Annotated in this window: 14 protein-coding genes; 5 read left to right on the forward strand and 9 right to left on the reverse strand. The window is 44.1% G+C overall.

Annotation, left to right across the window (positions count from 1 at the left end; genetic code table 11):
* Positions 1 to 17: 17 nt before the first annotated feature.
* The 9 genes from C8N29_RS09735 to gyrA form a co-directional block, all read right to left on the reverse strand.
* Positions 18 to 326, reverse strand: coding sequence for a LapA family protein (locus C8N29_RS09735; RefSeq protein WP_204509315.1), 309 nt, complete (start codon positions 324 to 326; stop codon positions 18 to 20).
* Positions 327 to 656 (reverse strand): integration host factor subunit beta, encoded by a 330-nt coding sequence (locus tag C8N29_RS09740; protein ID WP_476726619.1) that lies wholly within the window; start codon positions 654 to 656, stop codon positions 327 to 329.
* 230 nt (positions 657 to 886) lie between these two features.
* Positions 887 to 2560, reverse strand: a complete 1674-nt coding sequence (gene rpsA, locus C8N29_RS09745) for a 30S ribosomal protein S1 (protein ID WP_107865866.1) — start codon at positions 2558 to 2560, stop codon at positions 887 to 889.
* A 206-nt stretch (positions 2561 to 2766) separates the two neighbouring features.
* Entirely contained in the window at positions 2767 to 3456 is a 690-nt protein-coding gene (gene cmk, locus C8N29_RS09750) for a (d)CMP kinase (protein ID WP_275656209.1), read from the reverse strand.
* A gap of 251 nt (positions 3457 to 3707) precedes the next feature.
* Complete coding sequence (locus tag C8N29_RS09755) at positions 3708 to 5915, reverse strand: bifunctional prephenate dehydrogenase/3-phosphoshikimate 1-carboxyvinyltransferase (RefSeq protein WP_107865867.1); 2208 nt, start codon at positions 5913 to 5915, stop codon at positions 3708 to 3710.
* A complete protein-coding gene (gene hisC / locus C8N29_RS09760) occupies positions 5915 to 7015 on the reverse strand; it encodes a histidinol-phosphate transaminase (RefSeq protein ID WP_107865868.1) in 1101 nt (366 codons plus the stop codon). Before hisC ends, C8N29_RS09755 begins: the two co-directional genes overlap by 1 nt.
* Before the next feature lie 181 nt (positions 7016 to 7196).
* On the reverse strand, positions 7197 to 8291 hold the full coding sequence (pheA, locus tag C8N29_RS09765; protein ID WP_107865869.1) for a prephenate dehydratase: 1095 nt from the start codon (positions 8289 to 8291) through the stop codon (positions 7197 to 7199).
* Between the two features lie 21 nt (positions 8292 to 8312).
* Complete coding sequence (serC, locus tag C8N29_RS09770; protein WP_107865870.1) at positions 8313 to 9389, reverse strand: 3-phosphoserine/phosphohydroxythreonine transaminase; 1077 nt, start codon at positions 9387 to 9389, stop codon at positions 8313 to 8315.
* A gap of 120 nt (positions 9390 to 9509) precedes the next feature.
* Positions 9510 to 12296, reverse strand: a complete 2787-nt coding sequence (gene gyrA / locus C8N29_RS09775; protein ID WP_107865871.1) for a DNA gyrase subunit A — start codon at positions 12294 to 12296, stop codon at positions 9510 to 9512.
* A 586-nt stretch (positions 12297 to 12882) separates the two neighbouring features.
* On the opposite strand from gyrA, the gene ubiG reads away from it, so the two are divergent.
* The 5 genes from ubiG (at position 12883) to C8N29_RS09800 (ending at position 17250) form a co-directional block, all read left to right on the forward strand.
* Entirely contained in the window at positions 12883 to 13590 is a 708-nt protein-coding gene (gene ubiG, locus C8N29_RS09780) for a bifunctional 2-polyprenyl-6-hydroxyphenol methylase/3-demethylubiquinol 3-O-methyltransferase UbiG (protein ID WP_107865898.1), read from the forward strand.
* A gap of 8 nt (positions 13591 to 13598) precedes the next feature.
* Entirely contained in the window at positions 13599 to 14252 is a 654-nt protein-coding gene (locus C8N29_RS09785) for an HAD family hydrolase (protein ID WP_107865899.1), read from the forward strand.
* A 23-nt stretch (positions 14253 to 14275) separates the two neighbouring features.
* A complete protein-coding gene (locus C8N29_RS09790; RefSeq protein ID WP_107865900.1) occupies positions 14276 to 15022 on the forward strand; it encodes a YciK family oxidoreductase in 747 nt (248 codons plus the stop codon).
* A gap of 464 nt (positions 15023 to 15486) precedes the next feature.
* Positions 15487 to 15951, forward strand: coding sequence for a DUF4282 domain-containing protein (locus C8N29_RS09795; protein WP_107865872.1), 465 nt, complete (start codon positions 15487 to 15489; stop codon positions 15949 to 15951).
* A 21-nt stretch (positions 15952 to 15972) separates the two neighbouring features.
* A complete protein-coding gene (locus C8N29_RS09800) occupies positions 15973 to 17250 on the forward strand; it encodes a serine hydrolase domain-containing protein (RefSeq protein WP_107865873.1) in 1278 nt (425 codons plus the stop codon).
* Positions 17251 to 17490: the final 240 nt, after the last annotated feature.

Here is a 17490-nt window from a genome sequence, read left to right on the forward strand (position 1 = left end):
CATTGGACGAATGGGTGTTATTTACTAAGTGGGATTGGGCGTATTGTTTGTTTACGCAACTCTGCCAGTTCGCGTTCAGATTGGCGTAATTGCCAACGCAATGCTAACACTCGATATATAAATAGAGATGCCACTAAACCAAGCAGACAGCCCAAAACAAAACTTAACAAGACAATCAGACCTATAGGGACGGCTGTCAGCTCGATAACGAGTAAATTTAGACTGGTTAACTGCTGATTACTCACAACCAAAGTCAAACTGAGTAATAGTAATACGGTGAATAATAAGCCCCAGAAGATGCGGCCTAGACTCTTAAAAGTCATCATTTACTCATCTTGTCCTGCGGAGTTGACCCGCTCTTTTAGCTCCTTACCTGGCTTAAAATGCGGTACATACTTTGAACCAACATCGACGGCTTCACCCGTTTTTGGGTTACGTCCTGTACGTGGTGGACGATGGTGTAAGCTAAAACTACCAAAACCACGGACTTCAACCCGCTCACCTGTGGCTAAGGTATCAACCATTTGTTCTATCAATGTTTTAACTGCCAACTCCACATCTTTTTCGGTCAACAAATCTTGTCTTGCTGCAATACGACTGATTAAGGCAGACTTTGTGAGTGGCATGGTGTCATCCTCTTTTACAAATATGCACATGGTGGCTAGGTGTACGCCCTATTCTGCTTATATCCACGCTTTCGCTTATAGTACTGATAAAGCTCAGAAAAAACAAAGCAAATCAACTGTGTTCTAACAACTTAGCGTCTTATATGATTTATCATAAAAAAACGGGAGTAGCAAACTCCCGTTTTCATTTCGCACACTTTTATCACGATTTTTGCGACACTATTAGCAATAATGTCGCTCAACGTGCATACGATGTTTGATTATTTCATTTGCGCTTTAATCAAATCACCGATAGTACGTGGGCCTGCGGCAGAAGCAGCTGTGTCAGCTTGGTTACGCAAGTTAGACATTGCCTCACGCTCTTCAGCTTCATCTTTGGCTTTAATCGACAAGTTGATGACACGTGCTTTACGGTCAACACCAATGATTTTTGCTTCGATTTCTTGACCAACGGTTAAATGCTTAGACGCATCTTCTACACGGTCGCGTACGATTTCAGAGGCTTTGAGTGTGGCTTCAACACCGTCGCTTAACTCAATAGTAGCACCTTTAGCATCAACCGCTTTTACAGTCCCTTTAACCACTGCACCTTTCTCGTGAGTAGAAGTAAAGTCGCTGAATGGGTCTTTCGCTAATTGTTTAATGCCTAAAGAAATACGGTTACCTTCAGCATCAACCGCTAAAATAACGGCTTCGACTAAGTCACCTTTACGGAACTTACGAATAGCTTCTTCGCCAGCTTCATTCCAAGAAATATCAGACAAGTGGACTAAACCGTCGATACCGCCTGGTAAGCCGATGAAGATACCAAAGTCAGTGATAGATTTGATGTTACCAGAGACTTTTTGGCCTTTTTCGTGAGTCTTCGCAAACTCATCCCATGGGTTAGCTTTACATTGCTTGATACCCAAGGAGATACGACGACGCTCTTCGTCAATTTCTAATACCATCACATCCACTTCATCACCAATTTGTACCACTTTGGATGGGTGAATATTTTTGTTGGTATGATCCATTTCAGATACGTGTACCAAACCTTCTACACCTTCTGCGATTTCAGCAAAACAGCCATAGTCGGTTAAGTTAGTCACTTTGGCACGGGTAATTGTACCTTTTGGATACTTGCTCATTAAGGCTAACCATGGGTCTTGGCCTAATTGTTTTAAGCCCAAGGATACACGGTTACGCTCGCGGTCAAACTTGAGGACTTTAACTTCCATTTCTTGACCCACTTCAACCACTTCGCTTGGGTGTTTAACACGTTTCCAAGCCATGTCGGTGATGTGTAACAAGCCATCAATGCCACCCAAGTCAACGAATGCACCGTAGTCTGTGAGGTTTTTGATAACGCCTTTAACGGTTTGACCTTCTTGTAATTGACCCAATAAGGCTTCGCGTTCTGCTGAAGATTCAGCTTCCATGACAGCACGACGAGAAACAACAACATTGTTGCGTTTTTGGTCTAACTTAATCACTTTGAATTCAAGTTCTTTGCCTTCGAGGTGAGCAGTATCACGGATGGGACGTGTATCTACTAAAGAACCAGGTAAGAAAGCGCGGATTGGACCGATGTCTACCGTGAAACCACCTTTGACTTTGCCAGAGATTAAACCACGTACGATTTCGCCATCGTTGAAGATTTTTTCTAAGCGTGTCCATGTTTCGGCACGTTTTGCTTTTTCGCGAGACAACATGGTTTGACCCATGCCATTGTCAAAAGCATCAACAACTACTTCAACGGTATCGCCTACTTTGACTTCTAATTCACGTAAATCGTTTAAGAATTCTTCACGAGGCACAACGCCTTCGGATTTTAAACCTGTATCCACAGTCACCCAGTCACTATCGATAGCAACAACAACGCCAGAAATAACGGCACCTTGGGTAAACTGTAATTCGCTCTCGGCAAAGAGATCGGCAAATGATTCCATAATAACAACCTTCTAACGATGCAAACGCATCTCGTTGACCGCACATGACCAGCGCATGTCGGGCTGACTTAAGATAATGGTGCTTCACGTCTTGCTGGTCACACGTGGCCACCATCTCCCCAATAACTCAAATGGTTAATAACACTTGATGTCATTAAAGTTCGGTTTGCAGACTCAGACGCAACATGCGTGCTGAATATGCGTGTAATTTAGGCTAAAAAACTGTGTAAGCTACGTCGTTGTTTAGCGGCTGCAATGACTGTTTGCAGCACTGCTTCTATGCCCAGTGCGGTACTGTCTAAGACTATGGCATCTGTCGCAGGTTTTAATGGCGCAACCGCACGCTGGCTATCGCGCAAATCGCGCGCACGGATGTCGTCTAAAATGGCGGCTAAACTAGCATCAAAGCCTTTTTCAAGCAACTGTTTATAGCGTCTTTCTGCTCTTGCATCGGCACTTGCAGTTAAAAAAATCTTCAAACAGGCATCAGGAAAGACGACAGTTCCCATATCACGCCCATCAGCCACTAAACCTGGCATTTCTCTAAAGGCATGTTGTCGTTGTAATAAGGCGGTACGTACGCGTGCTAAAGCAGCGACTTTAGATGCAGCCGCACCAATTTCTTCGGTACGGATACTTTCGGTCACATCTTCGCCTTCTAAAATGAGCATGGCTTCGCCATGATTATTTTGAAACTGTACATCTAAATGTGCTGCTAATACTTCTAAAGCTGCTTCATTATGGGTTTGGATACCATGCTGTTGTGCCGCTAACGCTAATAATCGGTATAACGCACCCGAGTCTAAAACATGAAAACCGAGTGCCAAAGCTAAACGATGAGCAATCGTTCCCTTACCCGACCCACTGGGTCCATCAATGGTAATGACAGGTGGCGTTATCGTTGGTTTAATCATGGGGTCAAGCTCTGCACTCATAGTGCCTCCAACAAATACGCAAAAAATCTAAACTAGGTCATCACACAGACTACAATAGCAGCCGACACACCATCTCTTGCTACCAAGTAGTGCAGACAGCGTGCGCTTTTTATAGAAAACTGGGAGTAATTGCAACCCACATTTGTCTTAAACCTCGACAAAATGTGTTTATGCAAACACCTTGGCATACAGATGCTTGCATAAATGACGGCGTTTTAGACTTCTAAGACCTGAATTTTTAAGCCTGCACGTTTGGCTAAACTGACGAAATTTGGAAAACTGGTCGCGACATTCGCACAGTCTTCAATTTCAATCGTGCCTGTTGCGCGTAAAGAGGCAATCGCAAACGACATGGCAATACGATGGTCGCCATGACTGATAATTTTGCCACCCCCCATTGTTCCGCCTTGAATCACCATGCCATCGGGTGTAGGTTTGGCATCAATACCCAAAGTAATCAAACCATCAGCCATCACCTGAATGCGGTCAGATTCTTTAACACGTAACTCTTCAGCACCTGTTAAAACCGTTGTCCCTTCGGCACAAGCGGCGGCAATAAATAAAGCAGGAAATTCATCAATCGCTAAAGGGACGTCTGCTTCATCAATATGAATGCCTTTTAACTTGGCACTACGCACCCGAATATCGGCAACAGGTTCACCACCGACTTCGCGTTCGTTCATAATGGTTAAATCGCCACCCATTGCTTTAAGGATGTTAATCACACCAATACGTGTTGGGTTAATACCGACGTGTTCTAAAACAATATCAGCATTTGGGGCGATACTTGCGCCTACCATAAAAAATGCGGCAGAGGAAATATCAGCAGGCACATCAATTTTGGTTGCGGTTAATTTTCCGCCACCTTTAATGCGAATCGTCGAACCTTCGGTGCTGACATCATAGCCAAAACCACGCAACATACGTTCGCTATGGTCACGGGTTGGTGCTGGCTCAGTGACGACCGTTTCACCCTCTGCCCATAAAGCTGCTAATAAAATACCTGATTTGACTTGTGCGCTGGCAACTGGCATATCGTAGGTCATCGCTTTTAATACTTGATTACCTTTAATGCTCACTGGCGGTGTGCCTTTTTCACCTGTGGTTTGAATCACAGCACCCATTTGACGCAATGGTTTAGCAATACGCTCCATAGGGCGTTTTGATAATGAAGGATCACCTGTCATCACTGTATCAAATTTTTGTGCGGCCAAAATACCCGACAACAAACGCATGGATGTACCAGAGTTGCCACAATAAATGGCATTGGGTGGGGCTTGTAAACCGTTTAATCCAACGCCATGAATTCGCACTTCACCATTTTTTGGCCCTTCAATCACAACGCCCATATCACGGAAAGCCTGTAAGGTGGCTAAGGCATCTTCACCTTCTAAAAAGCCTGAGACTTCGGTGACACCTTCGGCTATCGAGCCTAACATAATCGAACGATGAGAAATGGATTTATCACCCGCAACCCGTAAATTACCTTGTAAAGTACCGCCCGCTTCAAGGACAAATTGCAAATTTTTCGTGGTCATAGTCTTTTGGTATGCTGTTCCAGCTAACATGTGAGTAAAATGGTGTCGTGCGGCTTGCGCACGGGTTAAAATGCCTAAAATGGCTTCACTATCTTCGGTTTCTACGGCTGCTTTCAGTTGCTCCACACCCGCATTAAAACTCGTTAATGCATTAAGAATGCTGGCTTTATTGGCTAAAAAAATGTCGTGCCACATGGTTGGGTCGCTACCCGCAATACGGGTAAAATCTCTAAAACCGCCCGCAGCATAACGAAAGATGTCTAAATTTTGCGACTCTTTGGCTAAAGCATGTACCAAAGAAAAGGCTAAGAAATGTGGCAAATGACTGGTTTTGGCTAGCACTTCATCGTGACGCTCAACCGTCATCGTTAACACATCAGCGCCAGCCGCCTGCCACAACTGTTGAACGTGTTGTATCGCTTGTTTGTCACTATGCGCCAATGGCGTAATAATCACTTTGTGACCTTTAAATAAATCGACTTTGCCTGCCAAGACGCCACTTTGTTCTGAACCAGCAATCGGATGTGCAGGAATAAAATGGCTAGGTACATCGCCAAACACCCGATGCGCTGCATCAACCACATTGCCTTTGGTGCTACCCACATCCGTAATAATGGTTGTAGGACGAACGGCGTGTTTGATGCTGGCTAAAACCTTTTCAGTGGAACAGACAGGCATTGCCAAAACGACCAAATCAGCATTTGCTACGGCTTGAGCGGCATCGGTATAGGCTTCATCAATAAGGGCAATATCCAATGCAGTTTGTAAGGTACGTTCACTACGGCTGCTGGCGACAATTTTTTTGGCCAAACCTTGTGCCCGAATGACGCGTGCCAAACTTGAGCCAATCAGTCCTAAACCAATAAAGGTCACTTGGTTCAACATTAGCGTAACACCTGTGCTAAAGCCGCCAAAAAGCGGGCATTTTCACTTTCTAAACCAATACTGACCCGCAAATAGTTTGGCAATCCATAATTAGCAATCGGTCTAACAATCACCCCTTGTTGTAACAGGGCTTGAAAAACTGGCAAACATGGACGGCCTGTATCAAAGGCAATAAAATTACCTTTAGACGGAATAAAACCTAAACCTAATGCGCTTAAACCTTGTTCCAACTGTGCCATACCTGCACTATTTAACTCACGGCTTTGCTTAACAAAGCTTTCATCTTGCAAAGCCGCAGTCGCAGCCGCTAAAGCAAAACTATTCACATTAAACGGTTGGCGAACACGGTTTAAAATATTGGTCACATCCGCCGACGCAATCGCATAACCTACACGTAACGATGCTAAACCATAGGCTTTAGAAAAGGTTCGGCTGACAATTAAATTGGCATATTGCTTAACGTAATCAAAGCCATTAATAAAGCCTGCATCAGTGACATATTCGACATAGGCTTCGTCTAATACAACTAAAACATGGGCTGGGACTTGCGCCATAAATTGTTCAAATTCGTGACGCTCAAACCATGTGCCTGTTGGGTTGTTTGGATTGGCAATAAACACAACCTTGGTATTCGCTTGAATAGCCGCCGCCATGGCCTCTAAATCATGACCAAAGTTTTTGGCAGGGACTTCAATGCCTACCCCACCCACGGCTTGCACCGCTAAAGGATACACGGCAAATGCATGTTGGCTATAAACAGCACTTTCACCTTGAGCAATATAAGCTCTAGCAACTAACTCTAAAATGTCATTTGAGCCATTACCCAAGGTAATACAATTTAGCTCAAAACCAAATTTTTGCTGAATGGCTTGTTTTAAGTTAAAACCATTACCATCTGGATAAAGTGCGACTTGTTTGAGTTCGGCTTGTATCGCTTCTATCACTAGCGGTGAACAACCTAATGGATTCTCGTTACTGGCTAATTTAATAATATCGTCTAAACCTAATTCACGTTTTAATTCGTCAATCGGTTTACCGGTTTGATAGGGTAATAACTTTTGTACACCTTGATTGGCTAAAGCAATAAAATCACACGACATGATGAACTTCCGAGTTTTTATATTTTCCCCGTATTTCGCTACGCTTCATACAGGCTACAAATACTTATTTGGTGGGTGAATGACCCACCCTACAAAATACTATTAAGCACCACCCTTCGACTCCGCTCAGGGTACATTTGTTAACTGAGTGAAGTGTTGTGATAGCTGAGCGTAGTCGAAGCTACAACACTGCTTTAGGATACGAGCCTAAAATACGCATTTCCCTAACTCGTGCTTTAATTTCATCCAGAACCACTTTTACATGGGGTTGTTGTTGATGACCTTCAAAATCAATAAAGAACACATACGACCAAATATCATTTTGAGCAGGACGTGTTTCAATGCGTGTTAAAGAAATATTATGGCGATAAAACGGCTCTAAAATATGATACAACGCGCCCGCTTCGTTATGTGCGGCAACAATTAACGAGGTTTTATCATCACCACTGGCAGGTACTTCTTCTGTCCCAATAATTAAGAAACGTGTGGTATTGTTAGGATTATCTTCAATATTGGCATGAAGAATCGTTAAGTCGTATAACTCTGCGGCTGTTTCACCCGCAATCGCGGCGGAGTGCCACTCACTTTTCACCATACGCGCCGCTTCAGCATTGCTCGATACTGCCACCCGCTCTACTTTTGGAAAATGGGCATCCAACCATTTACGGCATTGCGCTAAGGATTGCTGATGAGAGTAAATACGCGAAATATGCTTAATTTGAGTGCCTTTAGCTACTAGTAAATTTTGGTGAATGCGTAACTCCACTTCGCCAATAATCTTCAGTGAGGAGGCCATAAAACAGTCTAAAGTATGGTTGACTACCCCTTCAGAGGAGTTTTCCACAGGCACGACGCCATAGTTCACACTGCCCGCTTCTACTTCACGAAACACTTCGTCAATCGTCGCTAAGGGTTGTGTTAAAGCAGCATGACCAAAATGCTTGAGCGCAGCAGCATGGGTAAACGTACCGTTTGGCCCTAAAAAAGCAATATTGAGTGGTGATTCTAAGGCCAAACACGCCGACATAATTTCGCGAAATAAACGAGCAACAGTTTCACCTGCTAAAGGGCCTTGATTACGCTGCATCACCATTTGCAATACCTGTGCTTCACGCTCAGGACGATAAAAACTTTTTATCGTGGGGTCTTCCGCTTTTTTAACTTCGGCCACTTGTTGCGCACAGACTGCACGCTGGTTAATCAATTGATGAATATCTTGGTCGATTTTATCAATCCGTTGTCTTAACTCTGCTAATGTTGGACGTTGCTCGCTCATCTCACCTGTTCTCTCAAAATATTAACCGTGACGTTTAGCAAAGTCAGTCATAAAACTGACTAAGGTATCAACGGCTGCTTCAGGTACGGCATTATAAATACTGGCGCGCATACCGCCTACCGAACGATGCCCAGCTAAGTTAAGTAAGCCATTCGCTTCAGCTTCTTTGAGGAAGACTTTATCTAAAGCGGGATTGGCTAAGGTAAAGGGAACGTTCATCATCGAGCGGTTAGGTTTGGCGACAGGATTCGCATAGAACTCGCTGGCATCAATAGCAGCGTAGAGTTTAGCCGCTTTACGACGATTCACTTCTGCCATTGCGGACAAGCCACCTTCGGCTTTTAACCACTTAAAGACCAAACCCGATAAATACCATGCATAAGTGGATGGCGTGTTATACATAGAAGCATTGTCGGCATGGATTTTATAATCCAACATCGTGGGTGTGCCTTTGAGCACATCGCCCAACAAATCTTCACGGACAATGACAACCACTAAACCCGCAGGACCAATATTTTTTTGTGCACCCGCATAAATCAAGCCAAATTTAGAGACATCAAGGGGTTCGGCGAGGATGATAGAGGAAAAATCGGCCACTAAGGGCACATCGACCTCAGGAATAAAATCATATTGTACGCCGTGAATCGTTTCATTTGGCGTGTAATGTAAATACGCGGCATCCGAGTTTAACTGCCAAGACTCAAAGGCGGGCACTGCTCTGAAGTGATTACTTTCATCGCTGGCGACAACATTCACCTGACAAAACTTTTTAGCTTCTTTAATGGCTTTGTCCGACCACATGCCTGTATTGACATAATCAGCACTGCTTTTACCACGCAGTAGATTCATGGGAATCATGGCAAATTGTTGTGACGCACCACCTTGCAAAAATAGGACTTTATAATTGGACGGAATGGCTAGTAAATCACGCAAATCCTGTTCGGCTTGCTCAGCAATGGCCACATAATCGGCACTACGATGGCTCATCTCCATTACTGATAAGCCTTTACCGTGATAATTGACTAACTCCGCTTGTGCTTGTTGCAACACGGCTTCTGGTAAAGCCGCAGGACCTGCACAAAAATTATAAGCTCGCATAACAGTTACCTTTGATTAACACCTCTAGGTGTCTACGTCAACGGGGCTTATTTACCCAGTCGTCTCACCTAATAACAAAAAATTAAGCGGCTGATATCAGCCGCTTTGATTGAACAGGCTCTATTCAGCTTCAATCGGGTCAGTATTGGCATCTTCCGCATCTTGTATTGATGATAGGTCACCAACAACAGCCTCATCAGATGTCGCCTCGGCATTTTCAGCTAGAACTTCTTCCTCATCGGGTACTTCTAGACAAACTACGCCCACTAATTGTTCGTCATCACTCATACGAATGAGCGTCACGCCTTGTGCATTACGTGACTGCACCGACACCTCGCCAACACGCGTACGTACCAAGGTGCCCAAATCAGAAATCAACAAAATATCACTACGTTCAGCAACAACAACGGCTGAGACTAACTCACCATTACGTTCATTGGTTTGGATGGCCAAGATACCCTGTCCACCGCGTTTACGTAACGTAAACTTATTGATTGGCGTACGTTTACCATAACCGTTGGCACAGGCAATTAACACTTGAGCTTGGTGTTCATCTAACACGAGGTCTTCATTTTCATCGCTTAAGTCTTCATCGTGGGTATCAAGCGTGACTTCTGCGTCGTCAAGATGCTCTGTTAAGGCGTCCTCATCGGCAGGTACTAACACGGGCTCGCCGTCTGCACTATAAGGTACAGCCACCATCGACACAATACGACCACCGTCAGGCAAACGCATGCCGCGTACCCCCATGGCGGTACGTCCCATAGAGCGGACATCACTTTCACGGAAACGAATCGCTTTACCTAAATTACTAAACAGCATGATGTCTTGATGACCGTCTGTCACCGCCACACCAATCAGTTCATTATCCCCATCCAACTCAATGGCAATTAAACCATTCGCTCGCGGTCTAGAGAACGCCGATAATTCCACACGTTTGACGGTGCCATCGGCGGTAGCCATAAATACAAATTGACCTTCGGCGTATTCGCGTAGTGGCAAAATCGCGGTGACTTTTTCGTCATCAACCAATTGCAATAAATTCACCAAAGGCTTGCCTTTAGCACCACGCCCCGCCTGTGGCAAGTCATAAACTTTAATCCAATAGACTTTCCCTAAGGAGGTAAAACACAAGACCGTATCATGGGTACTCGCTACCAACAGATGTTCGACATAATCTTCATCTTTCATGGAGGTTGCAGACTTGCCTCGACCACCCCGCTTTTGCGCTCTATAGTCACTCAATGGCTGAATTTTGGCATACCCTGTATGCGAAATGGTTAAGACCACTTGCTCATCGGTAATGAGGTCTTCAATACTCAAATCTAAACGTGACGCAATAATTTCGGTTTTACGGGCGTCGCCATAGGTATCGAGGACTAATTTTAACTCGTGACGAATCACGTCCATCAACAATTTAGCATCTGCCAAAATAGCCAACAACTCACTGATTTTACCCAATAATTCTTCGTATTCGGCCATGAGCTTATCTTGCTCTAAGCCTGTTAAACGGTGCAAACGTAAGTCTAAAATCGCTTGGGCTTGGTCGGCCGATAATTTATAGCCATTCTCTAACAGACCTAAATATTCAGGCAAGCCTTCTGGACGACACGCATTTTTATCACCTGCACGCTCCAACAAGGCCAAAACACCGCCTTCTTTCCAGACTTTATCTAACAAGCGTTCTTTGGCTTGTGCCCCGTTGGCCGAGGTTTTAATCAGTTCAATGACCTCATCAATGTTGGCTAAGGCAACCGCTAAACCTTCAACAATGTGGCCACGCTCACGCGCTTTACGCAGCTCATATACCGTACGACGCGTGACAACTTCTTGACGATGACGAATAAACGATGAGATTAAATCGCGTAGATTGAGTAATTTAGGCTGTCCATCTTGCAAGGCAAGCATATTAAAACTAAACGAAGACTCTAAAGGCGTATGCGCAAAGAGATTATTGACCACCACGTCAGGTACTTCATTACGTTTTAATTCAATGACAATACGCATACCGTCTTTATCAGACTCATCACGCAACTCACTGATGCCTTCGAGTTTCTTTTCTTTGACCAACTCGGCGATTTTTTCAATCACGCGTGCTTTGTTTAACTGATAAGGAATTTCTGTAAAAACAATAGTATGACGACCTGTTTTATTGTCCGTTTCGACATGATGACGTGCACGAATATGAATACGGCCACGACCTGTTTTGTAGGCTTCAATGATACCACTACGGCCATTGATAATCGCACCTGTTGGGAAGTCTGGCCCTGTCACATACTGCATCAAGCCTTCGACGGTAATGCTGTTATCATCTACATAAGCCAAACAAGCATTGATAACTTCGGTGAGATTATGAGGGGGAATATTGGTGGCCATACCCACTGCAATACCCGACGAGCCATTAATCAATAAGTTGGGAATACGGGTTGGCAGTACAGAGGGAATCATCTCACTGCCATCGTAGTTAGGTGCCCAATCAACCGTGTCTTTTTCGAGGTCAGCTAATAGGTCGTGCGCTAAACGGGTCATACGTACTTCGGTATAACGCATCGCGGCTGGTGCATCACCATCGACCGAACCAAAGTTACCCTGACCATCCACTAATAAATAACGTAAGCTGAATGGCTGCGCCATACGCACAATCGTATCATAAACGGCCGTATCGCCATGTGGATGGTATTTACCGATGACATCACCAACCACACGTGCCGATTTTTTGTAGGCTTTATTCCAGTCATTGCCCAATTCGTGCATCGCAAATAAGGCACGACGGTGTACAGGTTTTAATCCATCACGTACATCAGGTAAGGCACGGCCAACAATCACGCTCATGGCGTAGTCTAAATACGATTGACGTAATTCGTCTTCGATATTGACGGGGACGATTTCAGGGGCAAATTCGGTCATACGTATTCTCAAAAGGAATTTTGATTAGCTTTTATAAGACTGACACGCGCTATACCTATTTCTTTTTCTGTTTACTGCAATACGCTTAGCGTAGCGATTGAGGTACACGAAGACAGGAAAAAACAGGCGGCAAAATTAATGGCGTATCCATTCGGAGAGTCTGTTATTAAGCGCTGAAATATAACACAAGTTACGCAAATGGGGGAATGTTCTGCACACTAAATCCCGCTAAATTCGCACGTTTTCTAAGCGATAAACGACAAACGATGACTCAGACAACGAAAAGCTCATCTTGAGACTGAATCGTTGTTTTTAAGGGCGTTACGAAGGGCTTTGATAAAACTAAAGCCACTCAGAGTAGCTGTCCTACAACAGCAAGCCATTGATTAAATTACAGACAAAAAACTGCCTGTCTCATCAAAATGTTAATTGCCATAGTAATGTGTTATCAAGTCAGAGCGCTTTTTCGTTATACTCTAGTCAAATAACACCGCCCTATTGCCTTATCGCATGATGGGTGTAATTTTTAACCTTATAGGATGTCAAAAATCCTGCCTGATGTGGAGCGGTGCGCATGAGTCACACGATAAGCCACTTAAATGTTGACCCCTCAGAAATTGCCAAATTTGAAGCCTTGGCAGCCAAATGGTGGGATCAAAACTCAGAATTTAAACCTTTACATCAAATCAACCCCCTACGGCTTAATTGGATTGATGAACGTGTACAACTCGCGGGTAAGCGTGTTTTAGATGTCGGTTGTGGCGGTGGTATTTTAGCCGAGTCCATGGCGCGTCGTGGTGCAGAAGTATTAGGTATTGATATGGGCGCAGCGCCATTGGCTGTTGCTCAATTACACGCGCAGCAAACTGGGGTCAATAATATTCAGTATCAACAAATTCCTGTTGAACAACTTGCAGCCGAACAAGCACATAGCTTTGATGTGGTGACCTGTATGGAAATGTTGGAGCATGTACCCGACCCTGCCTCAATCATTAAAGCCTGTCAGCAGTTAGTCAAACCTAATGGCCATGTCTTTTTTTCGACACTTAACCGTAATCCTAAATCGTATGTCTTCGCGATTTTGGGTGCAGAGTACATTCTTAAACTCTTACCTAAAGGCACACATGACTATAAAAAATTTATTCGGCCTTCTGAGTTAGCAACTTGGATTCGTCAAGCGCAACTCAATCTAAAAGAAAGTATTGGTTTACACTATAACCCCATCACTAAATATTACTGGTTAGCCCCTAATGTGGATGTGAATTATATGGTCTATACGAGAGCTGAGGTATGAGTCAACACATAGAGGCCGTTTTATTTGATTTAGATGGTACGTTGGTCGATACCGCACCCGATTTTATTCGTATACTCAATGCCTTAAGACAAACACAGGGTAAACCCGCATTAGAGAATGCCGTGATTCGTGCTGCTGTGTCCGCAGGCGCGCGCGCGATGATTCAAGTTGGCTTTCCTGAACACGCTGTAGACTCACCCGAATTTATACAATTACGTCAGCAATTTTTAGATAATTATGGTCTAGGCTTAGACCAAGAGAGTCGTTTATTTGACGGTTTAGAGACATTATTGAGCCAATTGGAGCAACGGGGTATTCCTTGGGGTATCGTCACCAATAAACCCCGTGTTTATAGCGAAGCGCTATTAAAAGGGTTACACCTAGACCAACGCTGTGCCGTGTTAGTTTGTCCTGATGATGTTAGTCGTACCAAGCCCGACCCCGAACCCTTATATCTGGCGTGTAAAAAGCTAGGGGTGACTACCGAAAATTCCGTCTATGTAGGTGACCATATTCGTGATATTCAAGCAGGCAACAATGCTAACATGACGACAATCGCCGTGGGTTTTGGCTATATTGTTGCAGGTGAACATATTGAAGATTGGCAAGCTGACCATTGTGTACAGACCGTTGCTGAACTGATCCATTTTTTTAATTCGTGAGAACCATTATGAATCTCGCCGATATGCGTAATTACCAAGCACCTGCGGATTTATTAAAAGACCGCGTCATTCTTGTTACTGGCGCGAGTGATGGTATTGGACGTACTGTGGCCAAAACCTATGCTCAATACGGTGCGACAGTTATTTTATTAGGTCGTGACCTCCACAAATTAGACCACGTTTACGATGAAATTGAAGCCGATGGCGGTGCGCAACCTGCCATTATTCCCATCAACTTTAGCTCAGCAACACTGGCTGAGTTTGAACAACTGGCTATCAGCATAGAAAATGAATTAGGCCGTTTAGATGGCATTGTGCATTGTGCAGGCATTTTAGGCGATATTACCCCGCTTGAGATGTACAATCCCGATACATGGGATGAGGTGATGAAAATAAACTTACGCGCCCCGTTTATGCTGACTCAACAATTATTACCCCTGCTCAAACGTGCGCCTGATGCCTCATTGATTTTTTTAAGTAGCAGCGTTGGCCGCAAAGCACGTGCATTCTGGGGCGCTTATTCAGTCTCTAAATTTGGGGTTGAAGGCTTAAGCCAGTTATTTGCCGAAGAATTAGCCAATACAACCGCCATTCGCGTGAATTGTATCAATCCAGGGGCAACACGCACGGCGATGCGTGCTAAGGCATATCCTGCCGAAGACCCTATTCATGTCACACCACCCAGTGCCTTAATGCCACTGTTTTTATTTTTAATGGGTGCTGACGGCAAAGGCGTACATGGTCAATCTATAGATGGACAAGCGCGCTGATACTCCCTAAACATCTCTTCTCTTATTTCAAGAGAAGAGATAGCCCCCATCAAGCTGTCAACTATTGCTTTCTCGTCAAATTGGCCCACGCAAACAATTCCATTCCTACACAACACACGTTATGCTCAAATGCCCTAAAACTAGCAAAAATGTGCCAAAATCGGCCTATATTAGCTAGATACACTAGGGTCTGTTGACATTTTGCGTGTGAGCCGCGTTGCTGATAAAAATTGACTCAGGCAAGGCACAAAACGCAGTTAATAGTCGTTCTATTGGCAAGTTTTGTCACGTAGAATGAGCCAATTTTTAATGCAACCCACAGGGAAAGAGCTATTTTTTGAGGCTACTTTGTTGTTCATCGCTTATTTGGAATAACCAAACTACGCGATTCACGCCTCGTATCCTCTAAAAAACAGTCTCTTTCGCAACCACAATCAAAACGTCAACAGACCCTAGAGAGCGGCATGACAAATTTACTTAAAATGCTTGAGGCAATCGGTTTATATCTCAAGACTTTATTATTTGACCTCAATTTTAGTCATTATATTAGCCTGCAAATTATCCCGCTCTGTTATTTGTTTATCTTGATTTCGACGACAGGCGGTTTGGTATTTTTTGTCGTTGACGGTTTTATGACCAACCCTTGGTTGGGACTGTTTTATTTATGCTTATCACCGCTTATATTTTTAATTTGGATTTCTGCCTGCCGCATGGTGTTAGAGTTATTAATGGTCATCTTTAGGATTACTGTACAGCTAGATGAAGTGTCGATGATGCGCGAATCCGTAGACAAACTTTCGGGCTTAAGCGAGGTGACAGCACTCACTCGCCCATTAACCCGTTTGTTTCAAACGCGTCCCGTTCGAGAGCCGCGTAGCAGTCGACAAGATACACCGCCACCAACCAATCATCGTCGCCCTCCCAATTAATTGTGGTCTCTAGGTTTTTATATGAAATTACTGTCATTAAATAGTTGTTATGTGACGCCCGATGTAGCCAGTGTCACCTCTTACGACTCACAAACAGAAGTTAATCCAGAAAGTGTGGGCTTATCGCTTAAACAACGTGACCGCATCTGGCAGGCAGCCGAATTACTTTACAAAACGGGCGCATCACCTGCCATCAGTATCTGTATTCGTAAAAAAGGACACATTGTATTGAACCGTGCCATTGGCCATGCCCGTGGCAATGGGCCAGAAGATACACTGGACACGCCCAAAGTATTAGCTACACCCGATACACGCATTTGTTTATTTTCAGCCTCGAAAGTAGTGACTGCGATGTTGATACATTTGTTAGATGAAATGGGCGAAATTGACCTACTCGACCCAATTAGTAATTACATTCCTGAATATGGGGTCAATGGCAAACGTAATGCCACGATTTATCATCTACTTGCCCATCGTGGAGGCATTCCCAGTTTACCCAAAGGCACAGACCCCAAACTCTTGTTTAACCCAGACGCAGCCTTAGATTTACTTTATAAGGCCAAACCCATCGCACCCAGTGGCTATCGTGCAGCCTATCATGCGCTCACTGCGGGTTATATTTTAGGTGAAATTATCAAACGTGTGACAGGCAAAGACTGCCGAGAGTTTATGGCCGAAAAAATCAGTATTCCCATGGATATGCCGAGTTTTAATTTTGGTTTAGCCCCCGAGCATCGTGAACAAGTTGCGCTCAATTACAGTACAGGCGTTAAACCCATTTTTGTGATGGATGCTTTTTTACGCAATATCCTTGGCGGGTCGATGGAAGACGCCGAACACTACACCAATGACCCACAATTTATGGACACTATTTGCCCTGCGGGTAATATTTTTGCTACGGCAGAACAAGCAAGTCGTTTTTTTCAAATGTTATTAGATGGCGGACGATATCAGGATAAACAATTATTCGACCCTAAAACCATACGCCGTGCCACCATCGAAGTTTCTAAACCCGAAATTGATGCCAAATTACTGTTACCTATGCGGTATGCGATGGGGCCGATGCTGGGTGCTAAACCCGTAGGCTTGTACGGTATCAATACACCCAATGCCTTTGGTCATTTGGGTTACACCTGCATATTTTGCTGGGCAGACCCAGACCGTGATATTTCTGCGAGCGTGTTGACCACAGGTAAATTTTTACTTGGGGCGGGCTTACCTGCGATTTTAAACTTAATTGCAACGATAAGCACGCAATGTAAGGTCTTAGCGCCCGCAGAAAGACGTCGCTTTTCATAAAAAAGCTGCTACAATAGACAAATAAAATACAAGTGTATTTTATTTGCTCAAAATACAAACAGCCGTCTTCTGCTCAAACGTTGAATGCCTGCTACCTGCGACGCTATTCATCTGGAATAGCGTCTCAATCTTAGCGATTGAAACGCAGAAAATAGTCAGAATTTTCGTGGCAAGATGACGGTATAGGCATTACACTTTTACTATTTATATGCGCTAATTGGTTAGGTGTAGTTACTAATT

The organism is Agitococcus lubricus (assembly GCF_003051055.1).
GTDB lineage: Bacteria > Pseudomonadota > Gammaproteobacteria > Pseudomonadales > Moraxellaceae > Agitococcus > Agitococcus lubricus.